Origin of the sequence: Maricaulis sp. (assembly GCF_034670125.1) — a bacterium.
GTDB lineage: Bacteria > Pseudomonadota > Alphaproteobacteria > Caulobacterales > Maricaulaceae > Maricaulis.
This window is the reverse complement of the sequence record NZ_JAXMOC010000003.1, coordinates 330,468-354,324: the sequence shown is the minus strand read 5'-3', so window position 1 is coordinate 354,324 and position 23,857 is coordinate 330,468. Positions and strand designations below refer to the sequence as shown.

Here is a 23,857-nt window from a genome sequence, read left to right as displayed (position 1 = left end):
CCGTCGGGCGAGTGTCCGGTGGCCAGTGAGGGAGGTATTGCATGGGGTTTTACAGCGAGCGCATCCTGCCCAACATCATCGCCTGTGCCTGTGGCAGCAAACCGGTCGCCAACCACCGCGAAGTCATGGTGCCGGAAGCCTTTGGCAGCGTCCTCGAGGTTGGCATGGGAGCGGGGCCGAACCTGCCCTATTACGACGCCGGCCGGGTCAGCCGGATCATCGGGGTCGAGCCGTCCAGCGGCATGCGGGTCAAGGCGCGGCGGGCGATCAATGCCCAGTCCATCCCGGTCGAGCTGGTCGACGCGCCCGGCGAGGCCCTGCCCGTCGAGGACAACTCGATCGACACGGTCCTGCTGGCCTTCACCCTGTGTACCATCCCCGACTATGAAGCCGCCCTCGCCGAGATGCGGCGCGTGCTCAAACCGGACGGCCGCCTTGTCTTCATGGAGCATGGCCTGGCGCCGGATGAGGGCGTGGTGAAATGGCAGCGTCGGCTGGAGCCGGTCTGGAAGATCACCGGAGGCGGTTGCCACCTGACCCGTCCCATGGACCGGTTGATCGAGGGCGGCGGTTTCCGCATCGACCGCCTGGAAGCCGATTATGAGCCACGCACGCCGAAATTTGCCGGTTATGTCTATCGGGGGCTGGCGGGGGTGCGATGAGCGGCGTTGTCTGGCGAGGGCCGGACAAAACCGCCAGATCTGGCACGCCAGTCGATTGATATTCCGCTAGGATGGGCCTTCTGGCAGCAAATGGGATGGCCGTTATGACCTATGCGATACTGGCTTTGGCGTTGATGGTTCAGCCGGCCGAGGCCCGACCCGCCGATGCCGACGTGCTCGAGCAGCTGGCCTGGATGGAAGGGTGCTGGCAGGCCGACGGGTTCGCCGGTGAGATGTCGGAGTGCTGGATGCGCACGCAAAGCGGCGAGCTGGTGGGGGCCTTCCAGTATTCCGCTGAAGGGGCGCTGCAATTCACGGAAATGCTGATGATCGGCACCAATGCCGAGGGCGAATTTGGCTATCAGGTGAAGCATTTCAACCGCGACTTCACCGGCTGGGAAACCCAGACTGAACAGATCACCTTCCACTTCGAGCAGATCTCGGAAACACGCATCGAGTTCCGCGGTCTTGTTCTCGAATTCGACGGACCGGATGCATTCACGGCCCGGCTCGACATGAGACAGCGGGATGGAAGCCTGACGACCGAGGTGTTCGAATTCAGTCGGACCTCGCCGTAGTCGTGGGCCTATCCCCTCACGGCATCCCGGGAAAACTCGTCACATATTCGATTTTGATGTCCGGGAAGCTGGTCACGAACTGAATGGTGAAATCCGGGAAGCTGTTGACGAATTCCCATGTCCCGCAGGCATCCGGGAAGGATGTGACGCGCTTGACCTTGAGGTCGGGGAAGCTGGTGACGAGCTGAACGCGGATATCCGGAAAACTCTCCACGATCTCGACACGTCCGTGCAGCGGGATGCCGTTGAAGGTGCAGTCTTCGGAGACGGGGCCGCTCAGGCTGGTTGCGAGCGAGAGGGTGAGTTCGGCGAGCATGGGCACAGCCTGCCCTGTCCGCGATGAACCCTGGCTGACCGCCGGATGATCAGCGCCGACTTGTCGCCAGATAGGCAAAGGCGACGGCAAGTAGCAGGATGCCGGGCGAGTAGACGTACAGGTTCAGCTGGGCGAAGGGCTCGGTCGCATTGGCGAGCGGACCGGGCAGGTAAGCCATCACGCCCCGTATCGCAAAGAGGATGGCGAGGCCGGCAAGAGGCAGGCGGACCAGTATGACCGCCTGCCACCCCAGGATGCCTCGCGCGAACGCCAGGCCGCCGGCGGTGAACAGGGCAGCGGCGACCGCGAGCGTGATCAGGCGTGGCGGCATGGTCTGGGCATGCGTTATACCGACCACCGTGTTGACGAGAGCGGGCTCGGACTGCGCCGGCCATAGCCCGCCAAACGCCCAGTAGGCATGGAGCAAGGCAAGGGCGACCAAGGCGAGGGTGGTGGCGGCACCGACGGTAAACGGTCTCACTATCGACAGCACCTGCAGTCGACCCTAGTCCAGCGCCTTCAAAATGCTCTCCGTCATCTTCTTTGCATCGCCCAGCAGCATCATCGTGTTGTCGCGGAAGAAGAGCGGGTTCTCGACGCCGGCATAGCCGGAACCCAGGGACCGCTTGATGAAGAAGACAGTGCGTGCCTTCCACACCTGCAGGACGGGCATGCCGTAGATCGGCGAGCCGGGATCGTCCTCGGCCGCCGGATTGGTGACGTCATTGGCACCGATCACGAAGGCCACGTCGGCGTTCGAGAAGTCGGAATTGATGTCTTCCAGCTCGAACACCTCGTCATAGGGGACATTGGCTTCGGCCAGCAGGACATTCATGTGGCCGGGCATCCGTCCGGCGACCGGGTGGATGGCATAGGCGACGTCGACGCCTTCGGCTTTCAGTGCATCGCCCATCTCGCGCAGCGCGTGCTGGGCCTGGGCGACGGCCATTCCGTAGCCCGGCACGATGATGACCTTGCCGGCGTTTTTCATCACGAAGGCGGCATCCTCGGCCGAGCCTTGCTTGGCATTGCCTTGCGGACCGGCGGCAGCCGCGGCGTCGCCGCTCTCGCCGAAGCCGCCCAGGATGACCGAGATGAAGGAGCGGTTCATGCCCTTGCACATGATGTAGGACAGGATCGCCCCGGACGAGCCGACCAGCGCACCGGTGACCAGCAGGGCGGTGTTCTCCAGCGTGAAGCCGAGCGCGGCCGCGGCCCAGCCGGAATAGGAGTTCAGCATCGACACCACGACCGGCATGTCGGCGCCGCCGATCGGGATGATCAGGGTCACGCCGAGCACGAAGGCGGCCAGGGTGATCAGCCAGAAGGCAGTCTTGGCGTCACCGCCCGAAGCCATCAGGAAGGCCACCATGATGACGATGAAGGCACCAATGGCGATATTGATCAGGTGACGGGCGGGCAGCAGGATCGGCGCGCCGGACATGTTGCCGTTCAGCTTGGCAAAGGCGATCACCGAGCCGGAGAAGGTGATGGCACCGATGGCCGAGCCGACCGACAGCTCGAACAGGGAGAGTGGTTTCAGCCCGCCCATGGCGTCGGCAATGTGGAAGGCTTCCGGGGCAAACAGCGCCGCGGCAGCGACCAGCACGGCGGCCAGACCCACCAGCGAGTGGAAGGCGGCGACCAGCTGCGGCATGGCGGTCATCGGTATGCGGCGGGCGATGATCGCCCCGATCCCGCCACCGATCATGACCCCGCCAATGATCAGGGCGATCGAGGCCCCGTCCAGATTGACGGCCAGAAGGGTGGTGACAATGGCAATCGCCATGCCGGCCATGCCGAACTGGTTGCCGCGGCGCGCGGTTTCCGGGTTCGACAGTCCGCGCAGGGCGAAGATGAAGAGGATGCCCGAGACCAGGTAGAGAAGGGCTGCAAGATTCGCGGACATGCCTAGCGCTCCTTCTTCTTGTACATGGCGAGCATGCGCTGGGTGACCAGGAAACCGCCGAATATGTTCACGCTGGCGAGGATGATGGCGACAAAGCCCAGCCCGCGCGAGAAGCCGGCACCGCCGGCGGCCTCGGCCGTCGCTGCAGCATCACCGCCACCGGTCGCGGTCGCCGTGGCGGCCAGCAGCGCTCCCACGATGATGACCGAGGAAATGGCATTGGTAACGGCCATCAGCGGCGTGTGCAGGGCCGGGGTCACCGACCAGACGACGTAATAGCCCACGAAGACCGCCAGGACGAAAATTGCCAGGCGGAAGATGACGGGATCAACGGCTTCCATGATCAGGACTCCCTGGAGCTTTGTCTGCGTTGGAAAAATTGAGCGACGATGGCAGCTATCAATGCGACTGCCAGCATTGCATTAAAGCCCCACGCTTGAAGCGTTGCTTGAAAGTTTTGATTGATACGATCATTCGCGTGGCTCGCCGTGGCGGCTAAACTCGCTTCGAGAGCGAGCAGGTCGCTACGTAGTAGGGGGACGGACAGCGCGCGCTCGAGGTCGCTACCCAAGGTATTTTCGATGATGTTGAGCCTAGCGTCGAGGGACTCGGTTAATTGTGCGGCTTCGAGAAAGCGTGCAGAGGCTAAGTCATCCGGTTCCGCGGCAAGTATGATTTCGCGAAGGTGCTCTATGTCGCGTTGCTGCGCGTCATGAAGAGCGATCAACCGATCAAGCACCTCAATTGTGGTGCGGTCGGAATCCACCATGTTTCGCTGGTTTGATGTCAGGCCGTCAATCAACCCCAACAAGCTAAACCCCAGCGCAAAGACCGTGAGCAATGCGCTGATAATTGCAACTGTCGCTTGGGGGGTGGCCTTGGGTATCACGCGCTTTCCTTCACCAGGCTCGGATGGATGACTTCGCCATCCTTGGTCAGCGCCATGCCCTGGATGACTTCATCATCCCAGTGCGGGGCGAGGCCGCCTTCCTCATTGACGAGGAGCGGCAGGAGGTTGGCGAGATTCTTGGCGTAGAGCGCCGAGGCGTCGGCGGCGAGGCGGCCGGCAAGATTGCCATAGCCGGCGATCTTGACGCCCTTGTGCTCGACGACTTCATCCACCTTGGTCAGTTCGCAATTGCCGCCATTGGGCGCGGCGAGATCGATGATCACCGAGCCGGGCTTCATGCTCTCGACCATGGCCTTGGTGACCAGGGTCGGAGCCGGGCGGCCGGGGATCAGGGCCGTGGTGATGACGATGTCCTGCTTGGCGATATGGCTGGCCACCAGCTCGGCCTGCTTGGCCTGGTATTCCGGCGACATCTGTTTGGCATAGCCGCCAGCGGTTTCAGCCTGTTTGAACTCGTCATCCTCAACGGCGATGAATTTCGCACCCAGCGACGCGACCTGTTCCTTCACCGCCGGACGGACATCGGTGGCGGTGACGATGGCACCGAGGCGGCGCGCGGTGGCGATCGCTTGCAGGCCGGCGACCCCGACGCCCATCACGAAGGACTTGGCCGGCGCGACCGTGCCGGCGGCGGTCATCATCATCGGGAAGGCGCGGCCATAGAGTTCGGCGCCTTCGATCACGGCGCGATAACCGGCGAGGTTGGCCTGCGAGGATAGCGCGTCCATGGCTTGCGCGCGGGTGATGCGCGGCACGAATTCCATGGCCAGCGCGTCGATCCCGCCCTTGGCCAGGCCTTCCGCCATCTTGGTATTGCCGTGCGGGCTGAGATGGGAGACCAGCAGCACGCCCTTCAGCTTGGCCAGCGTCGCCTCGTCGGGGCTGCGCACAGCGAAGAGCGCGTCGGCGCCCTTGAGGGTGGCCGCCGCAGTGCCGATTTTCGCACCTGCGTCGGTGAAGGCGTCATCGGTGACGGCAGCGGTCAGACCCGCGCCCTTTTCGATGGCGACTTCATGGCCGGCGGCCACGAATTTCTTGACGGTTTCAGGGGTGGCAGCCACGCGGGTTTCGCCCGCATGTCGTTCTTTCAGAATGGCAATTCGCATTTCGTCCCGCCGCTCATGGCTCGATGCGGCGAGGATGCGCGAATTCTCCCGTGAGGGGAAGGCCCCCGCAGGAAATTTCTAGACCGAAGTCGGCAAGAATTGTGCAGTGCGAAGTCGCGGCGTGGAAATCAGCCGCCGAACGCCATACCGAACAGTTGTACGAGGCCGCCGCAGACAAGGCTGAAGACAAAAAGTCCGCCCAGGGTGACATACCAGGACGTCTTCATGCCCAGCGCGTAGCCAAGCACGCCGCCGACAATCGCGGTGGCGATCAGTGAAACCAGCCAGTCGATGCCGACAGCAAAGGCCAGGGTAAGGAACAGCACGCTGACAACGGTCAGCAGGCTGCCCCAGACGGTGACCGCGATGAAACCGCCGAACGTGGATTTCTGGTGGGCGATGTCCATTTCGCCGCGAACATAATCAGACGCCATCGGTTGCGTGCCTCCGTCAATTTGGATTTTGAGCGGATAGCACGCGTTGAATGTTCCGCCAAGATGCCAGCGCCATATGCCGCAGGTGACACCTGTCATGTCCGATCGGTGACGCCTGCTACTGCCGCGTCCGCCAGGCCCGAGCGAATGTGTTGGCAGACAAGACAGGCAAGGAGCCACGGCATGACCGATCTTTCCACCGAGTTTCTCAACGAACGCCGCCGCTACAGCGCGGCCGCCGGCGGCGGCGTGTCGCTGCCCATCGCGGGTGCTGTCTACTGGGCCGGCCTCGCCATTGCGGGCCTCTACATGGAGCCGACCCAATGGGCCTATACGGCGGCCATGTTCTCCGGTGCCATTTTCCCGCTCGGCGTTCTCCTGCAAGGTCTGTTCAAGTCCCCCTTCATGAAGGCCAAATCTCCCTTGTCGGGGGTCACGACCGCCGCCATCGTCGCCATCAATCTGCTCTGGCCTGTCCACATGATCGTCATCTGGACGGCCCCCCAGGCGGCACCGCTGACGCTTGCCATAGGCATGGCGCTGCACTGGCCGATCATTGGTTGGGGTTATGCCAGCCGGGTTTGCCTCATCCACGCCATTGTAAGGGTCGCGGCGGTTACGGCGATCTTCTTCGGCCTGCCCGAGATCAGCCTGGTCGCCATCCCGATGGTGGTCAGCGGGCTTTACCTTCTGGCAGCAGCCGGGCTTTCTTGGGAGTCGAACCGCTTCCGCCGCATGCTGGCGATGCCGGCCTGAGGAAGGTGACGACCGTGATTTCCCTGCGCGAGCTGACATCGCCGAACCGGCCCTGGATCCACCTCCTCTATCTGGGCATGTTCTTTTTCGGGTGGTTTTACGCACCACCCGGGCCGGTCGAGGCTGCGGTCTCCCTGGTGGCGATGGCCGGCTTCATCGCGGTCTATATCTTGGCCATGCGGCGGCTGGACTGGACGATCTACCCCGCCGCGCTGGCTGCGGCGGGTCTCGGCCTGGCGCTGCTGCCTCACTCCCCGGGCGGCGGCGTCTATCTGGTCTTTGCCGCGGCCATGCTGGGCCGGTTGCCTTTCAGCCTGCCGGTCTGGCTCGCGCTCGCCGCTGTTACCGGGTCCGGTGTCGTCGCGATGGTCATGTTTGCCCCGACCCCGTTGATGGCGCTCGGATTTGCGGGGCTGACGGCGATGGCGGCGGGTGGCTCGGCCATCGCCGCCCGCAATGAGCGCCAGGCCGAACAGGCCGACCGGACCCAGGCCCGCGCGGCTCATGCGGCGGCCGAAGCCGAGCGCCAGCGCATTGCCCGGGACCTGCACGACCTGCTCGGTCACACGCTGTCGGTGGTGACCCTGAAGGCCGAAATCGCCGAAAGACTCCTCGAGCAGGACCGCGACCGGGCGCGCGCCGAGTTGCAGGCGATCCAGGTCATCTCCCGGGATGCCCTCGCGGAAGTTCGCGAGGCGGTGATCGGGCTGCGGGGCCGGTCTCTGGCCGACGCACTCGCCGATGCCGTCCAGCGATTGCGTGATGCCGGTGTCACAGCCCGGATGACCGGTGCGGACGAAGCCGCCGCGCTGTCGCCCGACGCCTCGACGGCTCTGGCGATGGCCGTTCGCGAGGCTGTCACCAACATATTGCGGCACGCCGAAGCTCGTTCGGTGTCGCTGGCATTCCGCCGTGACGGCGCGTCGGCCTGTCTCGATATTGTCGACGATGGCGTGGGCGGCGCTGACCCGGCCGGCGGCGGCCTGTCCGGTCTTGATGCGCGTCTGGCAGCCCTGGACGGTACCTTGCGTGTCGGGACGGGTCCGTTCGGGTCGGGGACCTGTCTCACAGCCTCATTGCCCTGGCCGGGAGGTCGCCATGATTGAAGTCGTGATCGCCGAGGACCAGACGCTGTTGCGTGACGCGCTGTCGACCCTGCTGGGTCTGGAAACCGACATCGCCGTGGTCGGGCTCGCCGGCAATGGCCGCGAGGCGCACACGCTGGTCCGGCAGCACCAGCCCGACATCCTGCTCACCGACATCGAAATGCCGGACATGACAGGTCTCGAGCTGGCGGCCCTGTTGCGTCGCGAGGAGTCCGGGACCCGGGTGCTGATTGTCACCACCTTCGACCGGCCCGGCTATCTGCGCCGGGCGATGGAGGCAGGCGTGGCCGGATTTGTGCTCAAGGACGGACCGTCTGCCGACCTGGCGGGCGCAATCCGTCGCATCGCGGCCGGCGAGCGGGTGATCGCGCCGGAACTGGCGGCGCGTGCGTGGGACGAGGCGGACCCGCTCAGCGATGCCGAGCGCCGCCTGTTGCGTCTGGCCGAAGCCGGTCTGGAGAGCGGCGCCATTGCCGAGGCGTCGGGTCTGGCCCGCGGTACGGTGCGCAATTATCTGCACAGCGCGATCGGCAAGCTGGGCGCGACGAATCGCATCGAGGCGGCCCGCATCGCCCGACAAAAGGGGTGGTTGTAGACAACCGGCTGTCCTAGGGTGGTCTGGCTGCAACCAGTCCGGAGCGTCGCATGCGCATACCCTTTGCCCTTTGGTCGGGCGCCCTTGCCCTGCTTGTGTTTGTCGGTCTGGCCGGGCGGGAATATCTCAATTTCGGTGCGGTCGAGTTCGACCATCTGTGGCCGACCGGACTGAAGGTCGCCGGCGTCTGGATCGCCCTCGTGGTGATTGCGGCCGTGGTCTCCGGCTTCCGCAAGGCAACCACACCGCCGCCGGACGAGCTTCCCGATGACGTGGCGCGGGAAATCCGTCGCCACCCCGAGCACTGAAGCCCGTTAGGAACGGTCGCCCTCGTCGCTCAGTTCCAGCCCGGACCGGTCAGGACTTCCAGCGCTGCCGCAACAGCGATCGGCTGGTCGAGGATGAGATGATGTTCGGCCTGCGGGATGGAGACCATTGTTGTGTCCGGTCCGAACGTCTCGCGCATGAAAGCCCAGACCTCATCCGTGACCAGGCGTGAATTGGCCCCGCGGAACAACGCGATGCGGGTCTTAAGCGCGCCGACGATATCGGCCGGTGGCGGGCGGTTATAGTCCAGCTTGTCCCAGAGCTTTGGATCGAATTTCCAGGTCCAGCCCGGTGTGCCGTCCGGACGCGTGACGGGCTTCAGCGATTGGCGGGCAATGTGGTCAAGCAGGAAGGCATTGTCACAGCCCTGCTCCGGCAGCAGGCGGAAGCGCGCCAGCGCGGCGTCGAAGGAATTGTAGATCATGCCGCCGCGTGATGGCGGCGAGGAGCGGCGCTGCTTCTCGCTGGGCCGGATCGGGCTGTCGAGAACCGCGATGCCCGCGAGGCGTTCGCCATGTTCCATGGCCGTCGCCAGCGACACGAAGCCGCCGAAGGAATGTCCGACGACGAAGGGCTTGCCCGCCTCGAACGCACCGCCGTCCTCGCCTGCAGCGAGAACTTCCAGTGCGTAGGTTTCCATGCGGTAGCGGTCGCGATGGTCGCTGTCACCCATGCCTGAAAGGTCCAGCGCGATGACCCGGCGGGTTTCAGCGAGGAAGGGGGCGATACTGTCCCACCAGTCCTTGTGGGCGACGCCGCCATGAACAAGGATCAGTCCGGGTGCGCCGCGTGTCCCCCACGCCTTCCAGCAAATGGTCGCGTCCTCGACGATCACCGTGCCGGTGTCGGTGGGCACGGCGAGGGCTTTGACAAACCAGTCGGGTGACGGCGGACGGTCACCCTTGAACTGGACAAGCGGGGCAGGCGGGCGGGGGGAGGACGCGGCTTTTTGGCTCATCAACTAGCGCTAGCCCCGGGGGGCGGCGCCGTCAATTGCCGCCGGTCGCCGGAGCGAGCGAGATCAGGTAGGGAACGGCGAATACGGCCCATGCATTATTGGCGACATGTCCCAGGATGGGGGCCGCCAGTCGTCCGGTCCAGACCCGGGCCGCGCCCAGTGCCAGCGCCAGGAAGAAGGTCGATGTCATGACCAGCAGCCCCTGGGTGATATGAACCAGGCCGAAGGCCAGGGCCGAAATGATGATGGCGAAAATGGCCGGGACACCCCGCGCCATCATCATTGGCAGCATCCAGCCGCGGAACAGGATTTCCTCGACCACCGGAGCGGCAATCAGGGTCAGGCCGATGACCAGCCACACACTGGCTCCGGCACCTGCGAAATCATCGACATTGGACAGGTCATCACGTGAGGCGCCGCCGGACAGGGTCATGTCGGGATTGCTCATGGCGAATTCGTGGAAGCTGAGAGTCAGCGGGCTGGCGATCAGCACCATGAAGACGATGACCAGCGCGGCCGCGACGAAATCGGTGATGCGAAGCGGAAACAGGCTGAATACCGGCCGGTGCGCCTCGTAGCGCTTCATCCACATCCACATGACCAGGGCCAGTCCGGAATACCCGATGATGTTGCCAAGAAAAATCGCACTGCCTTCGCTCAGCCCGGTGGCCGGCCCGCCAGCCATGGCCCAGCCGATGACCGTCGCCAGTTGCGCGAGGATGATCAGGACAAACATCAGGGCCGGCCAGACAATCATGCCCGGTAGCGAGCGGATGACCCGCATGCGATGCGGCTCCGCCAGGCCGGCGAAGACGTCATGGCGCGCAAATGGCCAGCGGGTTTGTGATCCTTGCGAGACAGCCATGTCGTTGGCGAATGCCACTCCCGTTCCGAACGTTAAGCAGGTCTTGAACCTTATGCTTAACCGCTCGTTGCCGTCTCTTAAACGTCAAATTTAGACAAGTGTCCCATAACGGTTCGCATAGACGCCCCGCTCGAAAGGGTGGTGAGGCCACAAGGTCCGGCGAAATAACAAGGCGACCGAAAAGGCGTGGGTGATGGTGAAATCAGTTCTGATCGTGGATGACGATCCGACGCAACGCCGCCTCCTTCAGGCGGTGATCGAGAAGCAGGGGTATCGGGCCGAGACCGCGGAGAGCGGCGAGGCAGCGCTCGAGCGTGTGGCATCACCCGGGGTGGATGTCATGTTGCTGGACCTGATCATGCCGGGCATGGACGGGATGGAAACGCTGGAAGCGGTCAAACGCAAACAGCCGGACCTCCCCGTCATTGTCCTGACGGCCAGCGGGGGTATCGAGACGGTTGTGGCCGCGATGCGCGCCGGGGCGGTCGATTTCTTCGTCAAGCCGGCCAGTCCGGAACGCATCACGGTGTCGATCCGCAACGCCCTCAAGGTGCAAAACCTGTCGGGTGAGGTAAAGCGTCTCAGCCGCAAGGCGGAAGGCACGCTGGGCTTTGCCGACATGATCGCCGGGGCGGCAACCATGCGTCAGGTGGTGCGTCTGGGTGAACGCGCCGCACAATCCGATATTCCGATCCTGATTACGGGCGAAAGTGGCGTCGGCAAGGAGCTGGTGGCCGGATCGATCATGGCCGCGTCCAAGCGCGCCGGTGGTCCCTTCGTTGCCGTGAACTGTGGTGCGATCCCGGAAAATCTCGTTGAATCGACCCTGTTCGGTCACGAGAAGGGTGCCTTCACCGGTGCTGTCGGCAAGCATATGGGCAAGTTCCAGGAGGCCGATGGCGGTACCCTGTTCCTGGACGAGATCGGCGAGCTGCCACTCGACATGCAGGTCAAGCTGCTGCGTGCCCTCCAGGAGGGCGAGGTCGACCCGGTCGGCGGCAAGCGCCCGGTGAAGGTCAATGTCCGCATCATCTCGGCAACCAATCGTGATCTCGCCGAGCAGGTCGCGACCGGAGCATTCCGTGAAGACCTGTTCTATCGCCTCAACGTGTTTCCGATCGAGGTGCCGTCGCTGCGTTCCCGCAAGGACGACATTCCGGCTTTGGTCCGCCATTTCATCGGTCGTTTCAACGCCCAGGAAAACAAGTCGATCCAGGACGCTGCTCCGGAAACGCATGCCTTGCTTGCGACCTATGACTGGCCGGGCAATGTCCGCCAGCTGGAAAACGCGGTCTTCCGCGCGGTCGTCCTGTCCGACGATGACCTTCTGAAGCCGGAAGATTTCCCGCAGATTTCCGGCCTCACGCCGCAAATCGGGGAAATGCCGGATACCGGGGCTCTGGCCGGGGTCGCTCAGGCAGTCGCCGCTGGCGACAGCACGGCTGCCGACGATCTGGGACCGGTCGACATCATGGACGAGGGCGGACATCTGCGCTCGCTCGAGGACATCGAGCGCGATCTGATCGAGTTCGCGATCGAGACCTATGCCGGTCGGATGAGTGAAGTGGCACGGCGTCTCGGCGTCGGCCGTTCGACGCTCTACCGCAAGGTTCGTGAATACGAGCTGGATGTGGACGGCGTCCGCGCCGCCGGCTGATCACACCAAAAAGCCTCCCCGCCACGGGAGGAGGCCTGCCCTGCGGGGCGGGGGACGGAACGGGCCGGCGCTGCCATGCGCGCCGGCCCGTTTTCATGTCAGATGGATGGGGAGCCGCGTTGGCGGACAGGTCCTGCCCGCCGGGCTTCACCCCGCCACGGCGAGCGCGTTGGCGGTTCGGTCAAGCCAGCCGGTATAGACCGGCAGCAGCGACGCCTCGCGGCGGAAGCGGGCCCGCAACTGTCGCACCAGCCGGTTCAGGGATGCGTCGAGATCTGTGTCCGAGTCATTCTCGGCCATCAGCCCCAGCTCGATATGCAGGCGCAGGATGTCGATCCGGCTGGCCAGTCCGTGGATCTGGCCGTCCAGCCGGGTGACGAAGTCACGGGTCAGCGGGTCGGCTGCGAGCGGCGAGTAGAGACGTGCTTCGCGCTCGTCGACCAGACGGTCCAGAGCGGCCATTCCGTCCGCGAAGGCGGCCTGCCCCGACGCGGTGGCGAGTCCGTCGCGGGAAGCGGTGGCAAGGGCCTCGAAGAGGGCCTGCTCGTGATGGTCAAACAGTTCTACGTCCTGAAACATCGCGTCCATCCTGTTCTAATCAGAAACTCAGGATAGCCGCGCCAGCGATGCCACGCGCGCGGAAGCGGGGTTAACCCTGAACGAAATGCTAATCGTCGGACGCGCCGCCGCCGCCGGGGATCACGCGGAATCCGGCCCGCAAGGTTTCCGGCGCCGGGCGGCGGTTCCCGGCTGGCGGGCGTGGACCCGTCGACGCTTCCGGTGGAATGTCGAGGTCGTCATGGATGTCGCGACTGCGCGGTGCCGGGCTGCCGGCCTTGCGCTTGAACCCGTTGCCGCGCGACATCGGCTTGCGCGCCTTGCCCTTGGCCTTGTTCTCGATCTCGCGCAGCTTGAGGGCTTGGCGGGCCGACAGGGCGTCGTCCGTATTGCCCTTGTCGGGATCGTTGAAGGCCGAGCCGAATTTCTCCAGGCGTTCTTCCAGGGAACCGAGAAACTCGCCCTCCCATTCCGACAGCTCGGGGGTCTCTATACCGGAATCCACGGCGGCCTTGCGGGCCCGCTCGAGCCGTCGCAGGGCGCGTCGTGTCTTCTTCTCGTCGATCTTGCGAACCAAGCGAGCCTCCGGTTGAGGCTGTCAGTCTAGCCTTCGACGGCACCGAGATACAATTCCAGCAGCGCTTCGGCTTCCTGGCGCTCATGGCGGTCGATCTTGCGCAGTGCGATCACCTTGCGGAGGATCTTGGTGTCATAGCCGGAGGATTTCGCCTCGGCGTAGACTTCCTTCATGTCGGCCATGACATTGGCCTTGTCTTCCTCGAGCCGCTCGATCCGGGCCACGAAGGCTTTCAGCTGCTCGCGCGCCGCGCCGCCGATGGCGTCGGACTGGTCGCTGTGGGTCTCGTTCGCGGGGTCAATGAATGCCATGGGGGAAGCCTTTCAGGTGGACGGAGCGGGAGACTAGTTCCAGCCTCGGTCAGCCTCAAGCGGCGGGGCCAGTCATTGCCGCATTTGGTGCGGTTTGTGCGACCTGACTCCGCACATCGATCACCGCCTCGAGCACGGTGGCGGGATGATGGTGGTGCAGATTGTGTCCGGCTCCCGGGATCCAGCGCATGGTGGCACGCGGCATGCGTTGCGCCACCATGCCACCATGACGGTGAGACCACAGGACCGTGTCGGCCCGGCCGGCCAGGATCACGGTTGGCTGGGATATGTCTTCGTAGCGGTCTTCCTGCGTTTCGAGGTGGAGGTTGACCTGTTTCATGTCGATTGAATTGGCCTGCCAGTTGCCGGGGCGCAGCAGCAGGGGGAGGGCCGAAGCATCGACATAGCCGTCGGGCATGGGTTCGGGATGAAAGGCCCTTGCCGCGCCGCTGCCCGCCTGTCCTTCGCCGGTCAGGGGGACAATCAGCCGGGTGATGAGCGGCCCCAGCACCGGCCAGAAGCTGGCGGCGTTGAACCAGGCCGCATCCCCGATCCAGGCAGACAGCGCCGGGGCAACCAGCACGATCCCGGCGACATGCCCGGGGTGATCCATTGCCAGGCGCAAGGTGATGGCGCCGCCCCAGGAGTGCCCGATCACCGTGACAGGTCCGGTTGCCAGCGTGTCGAGCAACCTGGCGATCAATGTCGCCTCGCGCTCCGGGTTCCAGTCACCGGCCGGGCGGTCGCTCCACCCGAGTCCCGGACGGTCCAGCCAGATGACACGTTCGTCGGCCAGGGCTCCGGACAGGGCAAGATGGGGCTCTTCCAGGTTTGACGCCGCCCCGTGCAGGACCAGAATGGCGGGGCCGGTGGCAGGCCCAGTCTGGCGGACATGAAGGCGGGTGCCGTCAACCGTGATGAATTCCGCCCTCGGCGGGAAACGGGTCTCGATCCGGGTCACGGCACGCCGCGCCTGCCACGCCGCCAGGCCGACCAGCCCAAGCAAGATGACGGCGGCGATACCAAGGATCGGGAGAAATGGCGGCACCGGCTAGAGTGCCCGGCCTGCCTGCAGGGCGAGCAAACGGTCGCGCGCCTCGATGGCACCGGGGTGGGCCGGGAAGATCTCCAGCGCGTCCTGGTAGGCTTCCAGCGCGGCATCCAGCTCGTTGGCGCGCTCGAGAAGACGGGCGATGGTCAGATAGGCGTCGTAGCGACGCGGCTCCAGGGTCAGCGCAGTGTTGAGTGTTTCCAGTGCATAGGCCCAGTCTTCCGCCTGGGCAGCCATGCGGCCGGCCGCCAGCCAACCTTCCGCGAAGTCCGGGGCGAGCTGGGTGACATGATCATACATGCGGGCCGCGATCGCGGCGCTGTCGGCTTGTTCCGCCGTGCGACCACGATCCATCAGCAAGGAGACCGTGTCGCTGCCGGAGTGGGCCCACAATGCGTGGATTTCATCAATCAATTGAGGCGCTTCGCGCGGCCCGGCGCTGGCGAGCGCGTCCAGCCGTTCGGCGAGGCGTTCCTCAGGAGTCTGGAATTCGACCTGCGGTGCCAGTTGCACATCGGCAGGCGGTGCGTCTTGCGCGCCCGTCAGCAGGAGAAGGCCGGAGAGGAAAAGCAGGGTCATCAGGGAAACATAGACGGCCACCCGGCCGCGTCCAGATGGCGCGCCCACAAAATGGACGAGATTTAAGCCCGCCGGACGAGCCTGTCGCCGACGGGTCGATCTGCGGACCGACCCGTCAGGCTGGACGTCAGGTTGCCGATCAGGCCGGCTCGGAAATATCGGACAGGCTCATCGCCGTCCGCAGCTGGTCTTCCGTATCGCCCAGCTGGTGATCGATCATGATCAGGCGCTTGGCATAATGCGAGCCGGCATATTCCCAGGTCATGCCGATGCCGCCATGCATCTGCACGGCCTCCTCGGCGACCAGCTTGCCGGCACGGCCGATCAGGTTCTTCGCCTGCGCCGTGGCCAGGGCGCGGGCCCTCGTATCGTCGGAATCGAGCTTGGCGGCGGCATGGATGGTGATCGAGCGGGCCTGTTCGATCTCGATGGAAAAGTCGACCAGGCGGTGCTGCAGGGCCTGGAAGAGGGCAATCGGGCGACCGAATTGCTGGCGCTGCATGAGGTAGTCCTTGGTCATCGCCTTGAGGACGTCCATGGCGCCGACCGCTTCGGCGCACAAGGCGACACGACCGGCGTCCAGCGCGGCTTCGATGGGCGCTCGGGCATCGTCTGCGAGGCAGCGCGCCTTGGTCTTGTCGAGAATGACCTCGGCGGCTCCGGCCCCGTCAATCATCGCATAGGGCAGGACTTCGGCGTCACCGGCCGCGACCTCGTAAAGGCCCAGCGATCCGCCGGCCGACCTGGCGGCAACGAGGATGAAGTCAGCGCTGTTGCCACCATAAACAACCGTCTTTCGGCCGGTCAGCGTCTCCCCGTCAGCGGTGACAGCGATCTCGTCCAGGTCGCCAAAGGCCTCACTCTCGTCGAAGGCGAAGGCCGCTTTTTGCGTGCCCGCGACAATGGCTTCGATGCGCCCGGCTTCGCCATGGGCTGCATAGAGGCGCAGCGCCATGAGATTGCCCAGCATCGGTTCCGGACAGATGGCGCGCCCCATTTCCTCGAACACGGTCGTGATGTCAAAACCGGCACCACCAAACCCGCCATCCGCTTCGGTGACAAGCGCGCCCAGAATGCCCAGCTCGGCCAGCTCGGACCATTTGGCAGGATCGTGGAAGTCGCCGTCATAGGCGACCTTGTTGCGATGCTCGATCGGATACTGCTCGGCCAGATAGCGACGCAGGCTCTCACCGATCATGCGGCGATCTTCAGTCGGCGTGAAATCCATGATCAGGCTCCGAAGGTTTCTTTGGCGATGATGTTGCGCTGGATCTCGTTCGACCCGCCAAAGATCGAAAGTTTGCGATTGTTGAAATAATTGGCCGCGTTGGACGCCGCCTCCGTCGGGGCGATGGCGTAATTGCCGATCACGTCTTCAGACGGGAAGGGGGCCGCCAGGGCGCCCAGCGCGCGGCGCGACAGGTCATTGATCGCCTGGCGGATCACCGTGCCCTTGATCTTCAGCATCGAGGACACAGAGCCCTGGGCATCAGCGACGCCTGACAGCATGCGCAGATTGGTCATCCGCATGGCTTCCAGGTCGATCTCGACCTCGGCCACCTTGGCCGCAAATATCGGATCCTGGGCGAGCGGCTTGCCCTTGCGCTTCACCTTTCGGGCCAGCGCCTTGAGCTGGCTCAGCGCCTCGCTGGACGCGCCGACACCAGCGATATTGGTGCGCTCATGGCCGAGCAGATACTTGGCGATGGTCCAGCCCATATTCTCTTCACCGACCAGGTTGGAGGCCGGGACGCGGACATCGGTGAAGAAGACCTCATTCACCTCGAAACCGCCCTCGATCAGCTTGATCGGGCGCATTTCGATGCCCGGCGTGTCGAGATCGACGAGGATGAAGGAGATCCCCTCCTGGCGCTTGCCTTCGGTCGAGGTGCGCACCAGGCAGAAGATCTTGTTGGCGAACTGGCCGAGCGTGGTCCAGGTCTTCTGGCCATTGATGATGTAGTCGTCGCCATCGCGGATGGCGCGGGTCTTCAGGCTGGCGAGGTCGGAGCCGGCGCCCGGCTCGGAATAGCCCTGGCACCACCAGTCTTCGCCGGACAGGATGCGCGGCAGGATCGTCGCCTTTTGCTCCTCGGTGCCGAACTTGATCAGGACCGGGCCCAGCATGCCCAGGCCGAAGGGCACCGTGCGCGGTGCGTTGGCGCGGGCGCATTCCTCTTCGAAGATATGCATGTGCACCGAATCCCAGGTCGTGCCGCCATGCTCGACGGGCCAGCCCGGCGCCAGCCAGCCTTGGCTGTTCAGCGTGGCGTGCCAGTGCTCCAGGTCAGCCTTGTCCAGATCGCGACCATTGCGCACCTTGGTGGCCAGCGCCTCGGACAGCTTGTCCTTGAGGAATGCCCGGACTTCCTGCCGGAAGGCCTCTTCCTCGGGGGTGAAATTCAGATCCATCTCGTCTCTCCTCGCGCCCTTGTATCAACCGTCTTCGTGCCGAAGGCGGGGCCCGGTCTTGTGCCGGAGCTGTCCGCTTTCGATGACTGGGTATGTATGTAAGTCAAAACCTGCCGACATGAATAGTGCGCACCTGCAACATTTGGTGCGGCGCTGCGGCGCAGGATCGGTTGACCTATGGGGAAGGCCGGGCGTCCGGGTCCGTCCAGCGGGCAGGGTCAGGCAGAGACGAGGAGGCCGCGGCGATCCAGTGCCGAATGGAGGGCGGCCTTGCCGGTGAACAGCTCGGCGTCGAAGCCGTGCGCCCGGGCGGCGTCCACATTGGCCTGGCGGTCGTCGAAGAACAGAATGTCGGCCGGGGCAAACGGCAGGCGCGCCTGGGTGATCCGGAAGATTTCCGGATCGGGCTTGATCACGCCTTCATGGGCCGAGACGATGACGTCTCGCATGTGGGCCATTTGCGGGTAGAGCTGTTTGACCGGTTCGACCCATTCAGCCGGCAGGTTGGTCAGGGCGTACTGCGGAACGCCCTGGGCGGCGAGCGCGTCCATGACCTGCGGCGTGCCGTCCACAGCGCCGCGCAGCATTTGCTCGAACCCGGTCTCCCAGGCGCGAATCGCATCTTCCAGATGCGGGTGGGCCTCGATCAGGGCGATCCGGTTCTCTGCCATCGGCACACCGCGATCATGGGCGGCATGCCAGTCCATGGTGCAGACATTTTCGAGGAAATGGCTGCACTCGGCGTCGGTGGCGAACAGCTTCGAGTAGAGATAGGCGGGGGACCAGTCCAACAGGACATTGCCGAGATCCCACAGAACGGCTTTCGTCGTCATGGCCATCTCCCCAACGCAAAACCCGCGCACCTGGTCGATGCACGGGGCAAGCGGCGTAAAAGCTGAAAAGCGGGCGCGCCTGCTGGCAGGCGCTGCCGACGCGTCGACTAGCCGGCGCGCGCTTTGAAGCGCGGGTCAGTCTTGTTGATCACGTAAACGCGGCCACGGCGCTTCACGACCTGGCAATCGCGGTGGCGGTTTTTCAGCGATTTGATCGAGCTACGGACTTTCATCGTATGGCCTTCGCGTTACAAGCGTAATTCAACGGAGCGCGGGAAATACTGGAGCATGGGCGGCCTGTCAACGTGGCGGGTGCGCGATTTCCGCATCACGTACAGCCCGGCCAGCCGCGCGATTGCCGTTGAACAGGGATGCCCTAGTCTTATCGGCCAGACAATGGAGGGCGCGATATGGCCCGCAAGACCGCCGCCGACTTCGATCCACGTCTTCTCGACCTGTTCGATGGCTATGTACATGGACAGATGAGCAAGCGCGAATTCCTCAGCCGGGCCGCTCGTTTCACGATCGTTGGCGTCAGCGCCGCGGCCGCGTTCGAAGCGTTGCAACCTGACTATGCGCTCGCCCAACAGGTCGCGCCCGACGATCCGGAGATCGTCACCGCCCGCATTCGCTATGCCTCCCCCGACGGCCATGGCGAGGTCGAGGGGCTTGTGGCCAGTCCGCGCGGCGCAGGCCCTTATGGCGCTGTTCTCGTTGTGCATGAGAATCGCGGTCTCAATCCGTATATCGAGGATGTCGTCCGGCGCTGCGCCAAGGCCGGCTATCTGGCGCTGGGGCCGGACGGTCTGACATCGCTGGGCGGCTATCCCGGCAATGATGATGACGGTCGCGTGCTGCAGCGCCAACTCGATCAACAGCGTCTGCTGGCCGACTTCTTCGCCGGATACGAGCACCTAGTCTCCCATCCGCTTTCGACCGGCCGGGTCGGTGCCGTCGGTTTCTGCTACGGCGGAAGCGTCTGCAACGCGCTGGCCGTGGCCTATCCGGAAATGGCCTGTTCGGTCCCCTATTACGGTCGACAGGCGTCGGTCGAGGATGTCCCGGCCATCGAAGCGCCCTTGCAACTCCACTATGCCGGCAATGATGACCGTATCAATGCGGGCTGGCCGGCTTACGAGGCGGCGCTCGAGGCGGCCGGCAAGACGTTCGAGGCGCATGTCTACCCGGCGGTGAATCACGGCTTTCACAACGACACCACGCCCCGATACGATGACGCAGCGGCGACCCTGGCGTGGTCGCGCACCCTCGACTGGTTCAGCCGCCATATCGGCTGATAGCGATCCACCGGAGCTGTCATGCCGCATTCCCTCGTCCTGCCCCGCCTGATCCGCACCGGCTCCGGAGCGTTGGGCGAGATTGGCCAGTTGCTGGCCCTTTGCGGCGTGACGCGACCGCTGATCGTGACCGACCCGACCATGGTCTCGCTGGGCTATGTGACGCGCCTCGAAGCGGCATTGGTCGCCGCGGACAGCCCTTTTGGCCTGTTTGCCGACACCGAACCGGAACCCACAGAGACATCCGTCATCGCCGCCGAAGCCATCCTGAACGCCGGCGTCGACGGTGCGCCTTTTGACGGGCTGGTCGCCCTGGGCGGTGGCAGTGCGATCGATACTGCCAAGGCGCTGGCCGTCCTTGGTCCGCACGGTGGTCGCATGCGCGACTACAAGGTGCCTCGGATTGTCGACGAGCCGGGCCTGCCGGTCATCGCCATCCCGACCACTGCCGGCACCGGTTCCGAGGCCACCCGGGTCACGGTCATCACCGATCCCGACAATGACGAAAAGATGCTGTGCATGGGTCTCGCCTTCATGCCGGTCGCGGCGATCCTGGATCCGGATCTGACGGTGTCGCTGCCGCCGCGCGTGACGGCCGATACCGGCATTGACGCGCTGACCCATGCCATCGAGGCCTATGTCAGCCGCAAGGCCTCGCCCTTCTCCGATCAGCAGGCGCTGGCCGCGATGCGCCTGATCGCGCCCAATCTGAGGCGGGCATTCCACGATGGCCAGGACGCGGCGGCCCGGGAGGCCTTGCTGGTCGGCGCGTGCTTTGGAGGCATTGCCTTTTCCAATGCCTCGGTCGCGCTTGTGCATGGGATGAGCCGTCCGATCGGGGCCTTTTTCCATGTGCCCCACGGCCTGTCGAACGCCATGCTCCTGCCCGCGGTGACGGCCTGGTCAATTCCGGCGGCGCCGCGGCGTTATGCGGATTGCGCCCGGGCGATGGGGCTGGTCGACGATCGCGCCGGTGATGATCCGGCCAATGAGGCCTTGCTGGACGAGTTGCGGCGGCTCAACTCGGAGCTGGGCGTGCCGACACCCTCCGGATTCGGCATCGACCCGGCGCGCTGGCGGCAGTTGCGACCATTGATGGCCGAGCAGGCGCTGGCGTCCGGTTCGCCCGCCAACAATCCCCGCATTCCGACCGTGGACGAGATCATCGACCTGTATGATGAGGTTTGGCGGTAACACCCGACAGGCAACCTCACGCGTTACAACATCGAAAGTTGCCCATGGCTGGCCCGCTCCATAGTGTGCGCGCCATGACAGGCTTGGGTAAGACATGCGCCGCCACTTTGGCGGCCTTTTTCGTGACGGCGTCCGCCGCAATGGCGTATCAGGCCGGTTCGATCGAGGTCGATGTCGAGTTGGTGCTGGCGGTCGACATTTCCTATTCCGTTGACGAGGAAGAGGCACAGCGACAGCGCGAAGGCTATGTTGCTGCCCTGGCCTCGGAAGACGTGATCCGGTCGATCCAGGGCGGGCCGCTGGGCCGTATCGCCGTGACCTATGTCGAGTGGGCTGACAGCGGCTTCCAGCGCGCGGCGGCCGACTGGACCGTGATCGCGTCGGAAGAAGACGCGCTGGCTTTCGCGTCCCGGGTCGCTGCCGCGCCACTGGAGCGGGGACATTATACGGCGATCGGCGCCGCGCTGGCGGACGCCGTCAATCGCATCGAGACCAATGAATACACGGCCCCGCGCCTGATCGTCGATATCTCCGGAGACGGCCCGCAAAACCAGGGTCTGCCGCTGGCGCAGGCGCGCGTCCTGGCCGACACCGCCCAGGTGGTGGTCAATGGACTGCCTGTGATTTCCGCCGGTCAGGGCCGATGGGTCAGGCCGGTAGAGGTGAATCTGGATGCCTATTTCCGGGACAATGTGATCACCGGGCCCGGCGCCTTCGTGCTGCCGGCCCGCACCGAGGCGGAGTTCCGGGAGGCCATCCTGCGCAAGCTGATCATCGAGATTGCCGGAGCCCTGCCGTCGCCGGGCGAGATTGATCCGGCATACGACCTGCAGACCGGACGGGCACCGTGAATCCGGCTCGGACAGGGGTGGGTGTCGCCGTTCTGGCGCTTCTTCTGGGCGCTGCGACTGTGCCGGGTCGCGCTGACCCGAGCGCTTGGGCACCCGAGCCGCGGCCGCATGAATACACCGAAGACGGGCGCGAACGTGTCGACCTTGAACTGGTCCTGGCGGTCGATGTCTCGTCTTCCATCGACGAGGCCGAGGCCCGCCGTCAGCGCGAGGGACATGTGGCGGCGCTCGCGGACCCGGATATCATCTCGGCCATCCAGAGTGGCGGCTATGGTCGCATCGCGGTGGTCTATCTGGAATGGGCGGACGCCGACTTCCAGCGGGTCGTCGCTCCCTGGACGGTGATCGAGACCGAGGAAGACGCCCAGATCTTTGCCGCGACGCTCGCCACCGCGCCGTTCATCTCCGGTCGCCGGACCGCGATCGGCGCCGCCATCGACAGCTCGCTGACCCTGATGGAAGAGAATGCCTTCGAGGGCGTGCGCCAGGTGATCGATATCTCTGGAGACGGTCCCCAGAACGCCGGGCCGAGCCTCAACGTGGCTCGTGATCGGGCGGAGGCGGCCCAGGTCACGGTCAATGGCCTGCCGATCGCCGGGGGCCGTCAGCACCCGTTCCGGCCATCGGTCTCGATCGATGTCAGCGCTTATTTCGAAAATCAGGTCATAGCCGGGCCGGGCGCCTTTATTTCGCCCAGCAATGAGCATGATGATTTCGTGGACGCGCTGCGGCGCAAGCTTATTATCGAAATTGCCGGGCTCGACCCTCTCCGTGTCCTCGAGCCGGCTGTGCTCGTGAGGAATGGATGATCCGTCGACTGCTTGTACTGGCCGCCAGTTTTTCCCTGATCGCGGCTGATGCCGCGGCCCAGCCCGAGGGCGAGACTTTCGCCGACTGGCGCAGCGGGTTTCGCGACCGGTTGATCGCGTCAGGCGCCGAAGAAACAACCGCCGCCGCGATGCTCGACGGACTGCAGCCGGAAATGCGCATCATCGAACGTGATCGCAGCCAGCCGGAATTCGTGCGCCCGCTCTGGTCCTATCTTGATATCGCCGCCTCCGACCTGCGCATCCGCAACGGCCGCGACGCGTTCTCGGAGAACCGCGATGATGTCGACGCGGTCGCAGCCCATTTCGGCGTGCGTGCGGAAATCCTGATCGCGATCTGGGGGCTCGAGAGCTCCTACGGCGCGATCCCGGGCAATAATGACATCGTCCAGGCGCTGGCGACCCTGGCCTGGGAAGGCCGTCGCCGCGACTGGGCCGAGGCGCAACTGATCGCCGTCGCCGAGATGCTGGAGTCCGGTTACGCGACGCGGGAACAGCTCACCGGTTCCTGGGCTGGCGCGATGGGTCAGATGCAATTCATCCCGACCACCTATCTGGAGCGGGCGCATGACTGGGATGGCGACGGACGTCGCGATATCTGGGCCAATCCCGCCGACGCGCTCGCCTCGGCGGCCAATCTGTTGTCCCGCGCCGGATGGCGTGAGGGTGAGCCGGCGATCCGTGAGGTCCGCGTGCCGGATGATTTCGATTTTGCCGCCTGGGATCCCGACCAATCGCGCCTGGTCAGCGAGTGGGCCATGCGCGGCCTGAGGCCGGCGAGTGGCGAGTGGCAGGCCGATGATCTGATGCGCGCGGCGCGGCTGGAACTCCCGGCCGGTGGCCAGGCGCCGGGTTTCCTGACATTTCCCAATTTCCGGGTCATCAAGCGCTATAACAACTCCACCTCCTACGCGATCGGTGTCGCCCACCTGGCTGACCGCATCGCGGGTGACCCGGCCCTGGTCGGGCCATGGCCGGAGGACAATCCGCCGCTGACCCGCAGCCAGACGCGCGAAGTACAGGCGGCGCTCAACGGGCTTGGATTTGACAGCGGAACGCCGGACGGGTTGGCCGGTCCGAACACGCGGGCAGCCTTGCGGGGTTTCCAGCGGGCGAATGACCTGATCGCGGATGGCTATCTGGGACGAGCGATGTATGACGCCGTGCTCGCTGCGGCTGCGGACTAGCGC

At 64.8% G+C, this 23,857-nt stretch carries 30 protein-coding genes; 12 read left to right on the top strand and 18 right to left on the bottom strand.

The annotated features are described in order from the left end of the window. Positions 1–41 precede the first annotated feature (41 nt). Both VOI18_RS07920 and VOI18_RS07915 read left to right on the top strand, forming a co-directional pair. Positions 42–662 (top strand): class I SAM-dependent methyltransferase, encoded by a 621-nt coding sequence (locus VOI18_RS07920; RefSeq protein ID WP_323761858.1) that lies wholly within the window; start codon positions 42–44, stop codon positions 660–662. A gap of 104 nt (positions 663–766) precedes the next feature. Next, positions 767–1,240, top strand: a complete 474-nt coding sequence (locus VOI18_RS07915; RefSeq protein ID WP_323761857.1) for a DUF6265 family protein — start codon at positions 767–769, stop codon at positions 1,238–1,240. Between the two features lie 16 nt (positions 1,241–1,256). On the opposite strand, the gene VOI18_RS07910 is transcribed toward VOI18_RS07915, so the two are convergent. The 7 genes from VOI18_RS07910 to VOI18_RS07880 form a co-directional block, all read right to left on the bottom strand. Further along, positions 1,257–1,556, bottom strand: coding sequence for a hypothetical protein (locus tag VOI18_RS07910; RefSeq protein ID WP_323761856.1), 300 nt, complete (start codon positions 1,554–1,556; stop codon positions 1,257–1,259). Positions 1,557–1,605: 49 nt separating this feature from the next. Next, positions 1,606–2,037, bottom strand: a complete 432-nt coding sequence (locus VOI18_RS07905) for a DUF3995 domain-containing protein (RefSeq protein ID WP_323761855.1) — start codon at positions 2,035–2,037, stop codon at positions 1,606–1,608. A gap of 24 nt (positions 2,038–2,061) precedes the next feature. Then, positions 2,062–3,465 (bottom strand): NAD(P)(+) transhydrogenase (Re/Si-specific) subunit beta, encoded by a 1,404-nt coding sequence (locus VOI18_RS07900; protein ID WP_323761854.1) that lies wholly within the window; start codon positions 3,463–3,465, stop codon positions 2,062–2,064. 2 nt (positions 3,466–3,467) lie between these two features. Then, positions 3,468–3,806, bottom strand: coding sequence for a proton-translocating transhydrogenase family protein (locus VOI18_RS07895; protein WP_011644478.1), 339 nt, complete (start codon positions 3,804–3,806; stop codon positions 3,468–3,470). Between the two features lie 2 nt (positions 3,807–3,808). Then, on the bottom strand, positions 3,809–4,354 hold the full coding sequence (locus tag VOI18_RS07890) for a hypothetical protein (RefSeq protein ID WP_323761853.1): 546 nt from the start codon (positions 4,352–4,354) through the stop codon (positions 3,809–3,811). Next, positions 4,351–5,481: a Re/Si-specific NAD(P)(+) transhydrogenase subunit alpha gene (locus tag VOI18_RS07885; RefSeq protein WP_323761852.1), complete on the bottom strand. Its 1,131-nt coding sequence runs from the start codon at positions 5,479–5,481 to the stop codon at positions 4,351–4,353. The genes VOI18_RS07890 and VOI18_RS07885 overlap by 4 nt, the downstream gene beginning before the upstream one ends. Before the next feature lie 128 nt (positions 5,482–5,609). Beyond that, on the bottom strand, positions 5,610–6,014 hold the full coding sequence (locus VOI18_RS07880; RefSeq protein WP_323761851.1) for an aa3-type cytochrome c oxidase subunit IV: 405 nt from the start codon (positions 6,012–6,014) through the stop codon (positions 5,610–5,612). Positions 6,015–6,098: 84 nt separating this feature from the next. On the opposite strand from VOI18_RS07880, the gene VOI18_RS07875 reads away from it, so the two are divergent. Genes VOI18_RS07875 through VOI18_RS07860 form a run of 4 tightly spaced genes read left to right on the top strand, consistent with a single transcriptional unit; the run spans position 6,099 to position 8,680 of the window. Further along, positions 6,099–6,671: a DUF7010 family protein gene (locus VOI18_RS07875; RefSeq protein ID WP_323761850.1), complete on the top strand. Its 573-nt coding sequence runs from the start codon at positions 6,099–6,101 to the stop codon at positions 6,669–6,671. Positions 6,672–6,685: 14 nt separating this feature from the next. Next, positions 6,686–7,777, top strand: coding sequence for a sensor histidine kinase (locus VOI18_RS07870; protein ID WP_323761849.1), 1,092 nt, complete (start codon positions 6,686–6,688; stop codon positions 7,775–7,777). Continuing rightward, entirely contained in the window at positions 7,770–8,372 is a 603-nt protein-coding gene (locus VOI18_RS07865; protein WP_323761848.1) for a response regulator transcription factor, read from the top strand. The genes VOI18_RS07870 and VOI18_RS07865 overlap by 8 nt, the downstream gene beginning before the upstream one ends. 50 nt (positions 8,373–8,422) lie before the next feature. Beyond that, positions 8,423–8,680, top strand: a complete 258-nt coding sequence (locus VOI18_RS07860; RefSeq protein WP_323761847.1) for a hypothetical protein — start codon at positions 8,423–8,425, stop codon at positions 8,678–8,680. A gap of 29 nt (positions 8,681–8,709) precedes the next feature. On the opposite strand, the gene VOI18_RS07855 is transcribed toward VOI18_RS07860, so the two are convergent. Together VOI18_RS07855 and VOI18_RS07850 are read right to left on the bottom strand one after the other, a co-directional pair. Beyond that, positions 8,710–9,657 (bottom strand): alpha/beta hydrolase, encoded by a 948-nt coding sequence (locus VOI18_RS07855; RefSeq protein WP_323761846.1) that lies wholly within the window; start codon positions 9,655–9,657, stop codon positions 8,710–8,712. A gap of 31 nt (positions 9,658–9,688) precedes the next feature. Continuing rightward, positions 9,689–10,540, bottom strand: a complete 852-nt coding sequence (locus VOI18_RS07850; RefSeq protein ID WP_323761845.1) for a type II CAAX endopeptidase family protein — start codon at positions 10,538–10,540, stop codon at positions 9,689–9,691. A 175-nt stretch (positions 10,541–10,715) separates the two neighbouring features. Here VOI18_RS07850 and VOI18_RS07845 point away from each other — a divergent pair, with 175 nt between their 5' ends. Beyond that, a complete protein-coding gene (locus tag VOI18_RS07845; protein ID WP_323761844.1) occupies positions 10,716–12,179 on the top strand; it encodes a sigma-54 dependent transcriptional regulator in 1,464 nt (487 codons plus the stop codon). Positions 12,180–12,326: 147 nt separating this feature from the next. On the opposite strand, the gene VOI18_RS07840 is transcribed toward VOI18_RS07845, so the two are convergent. From VOI18_RS07840 to ykgO, 9 genes are all read right to left on the bottom strand, one after another. Next, positions 12,327–12,758: a hypothetical protein gene (locus VOI18_RS07840; protein WP_323761843.1), complete on the bottom strand. Its 432-nt coding sequence runs from the start codon at positions 12,756–12,758 to the stop codon at positions 12,327–12,329. 88 nt (positions 12,759–12,846) lie between these two features. Further along, positions 12,847–13,314: a hypothetical protein gene (locus VOI18_RS07835; protein WP_323761842.1), complete on the bottom strand. Its 468-nt coding sequence runs from the start codon at positions 13,312–13,314 to the stop codon at positions 12,847–12,849. Positions 13,315–13,340: 26 nt separating this feature from the next. Beyond that, on the bottom strand, positions 13,341–13,625 hold the full coding sequence (locus VOI18_RS07830) for a DUF2312 domain-containing protein (RefSeq protein ID WP_323761841.1): 285 nt from the start codon (positions 13,623–13,625) through the stop codon (positions 13,341–13,343). 55 nt (positions 13,626–13,680) lie between these two features. After that, positions 13,681–14,673: an alpha/beta hydrolase gene (locus VOI18_RS07825; protein ID WP_323761840.1), complete on the bottom strand. Its 993-nt coding sequence runs from the start codon at positions 14,671–14,673 to the stop codon at positions 13,681–13,683. A 3-nt stretch (positions 14,674–14,676) separates the two neighbouring features. After that, positions 14,677–15,255, bottom strand: a complete 579-nt coding sequence (locus VOI18_RS07820) for a tetratricopeptide repeat protein (RefSeq protein WP_323761839.1) — start codon at positions 15,253–15,255, stop codon at positions 14,677–14,679. A gap of 139 nt (positions 15,256–15,394) precedes the next feature. Continuing rightward, the gene (locus VOI18_RS07815) at positions 15,395–16,483 is read right to left on the bottom strand and encodes an acyl-CoA dehydrogenase (protein WP_323761838.1); all 1,089 of its coding nucleotides are present in this window, start codon (positions 16,481–16,483) and stop codon (positions 15,395–15,397) included. 2 nt (positions 16,484–16,485) lie between these two features. Further along, positions 16,486–17,667 carry an acyl-CoA dehydrogenase family protein gene (locus tag VOI18_RS07810; RefSeq protein WP_323761837.1) on the bottom strand — a complete coding sequence of 394 codons (1,182 nt, stop codon included), beginning with the start codon at positions 17,665–17,667 and terminating at the stop codon, positions 16,486–16,488. 218 nt (positions 17,668–17,885) lie between these two features. After that, on the bottom strand, positions 17,886–18,500 hold the full coding sequence (locus tag VOI18_RS07805) for an HAD family phosphatase (RefSeq protein WP_323761836.1): 615 nt from the start codon (positions 18,498–18,500) through the stop codon (positions 17,886–17,888). 107 nt (positions 18,501–18,607) lie between these two features. Further along, on the bottom strand, positions 18,608–18,733 hold the full coding sequence (gene ykgO / locus VOI18_RS07800) for a type B 50S ribosomal protein L36 (protein ID WP_011644457.1): 126 nt from the start codon (positions 18,731–18,733) through the stop codon (positions 18,608–18,610). Between the two features lie 177 nt (positions 18,734–18,910). Here ykgO and yghX point away from each other — a divergent pair, with 177 nt between their 5' ends. The 5 genes from yghX (at position 18,911) to VOI18_RS07775 (ending at position 23,854) form a co-directional block, all read left to right on the top strand. Beyond that, positions 18,911–19,795, top strand: coding sequence for a YghX family hydrolase (gene yghX / locus VOI18_RS07795; protein ID WP_323761835.1), 885 nt, complete (start codon positions 18,911–18,913; stop codon positions 19,793–19,795). 21 nt (positions 19,796–19,816) lie between these two features. Further along, positions 19,817–20,989, top strand: a complete 1,173-nt coding sequence (locus VOI18_RS07790; protein WP_323761834.1) for an iron-containing alcohol dehydrogenase — start codon at positions 19,817–19,819, stop codon at positions 20,987–20,989. 74 nt (positions 20,990–21,063) lie between these two features. Then, entirely contained in the window at positions 21,064–21,840 is a 777-nt protein-coding gene (locus tag VOI18_RS07785) for a DUF1194 domain-containing protein (protein ID WP_323761833.1), read from the top strand. Next, entirely contained in the window at positions 21,837–22,649 is an 813-nt protein-coding gene (locus VOI18_RS07780) for a DUF1194 domain-containing protein (RefSeq protein ID WP_323761832.1), read from the top strand. Before VOI18_RS07785 ends, VOI18_RS07780 begins: the two co-directional genes overlap by 4 nt. Next, entirely contained in the window at positions 22,646–23,854 is a 1,209-nt protein-coding gene (locus VOI18_RS07775) for a lytic murein transglycosylase (RefSeq protein WP_323761831.1), read from the top strand. The genes VOI18_RS07780 and VOI18_RS07775 overlap by 4 nt, the downstream gene beginning before the upstream one ends. The last annotated feature ends 3 nt before the right edge of the window (positions 23,855–23,857 follow it).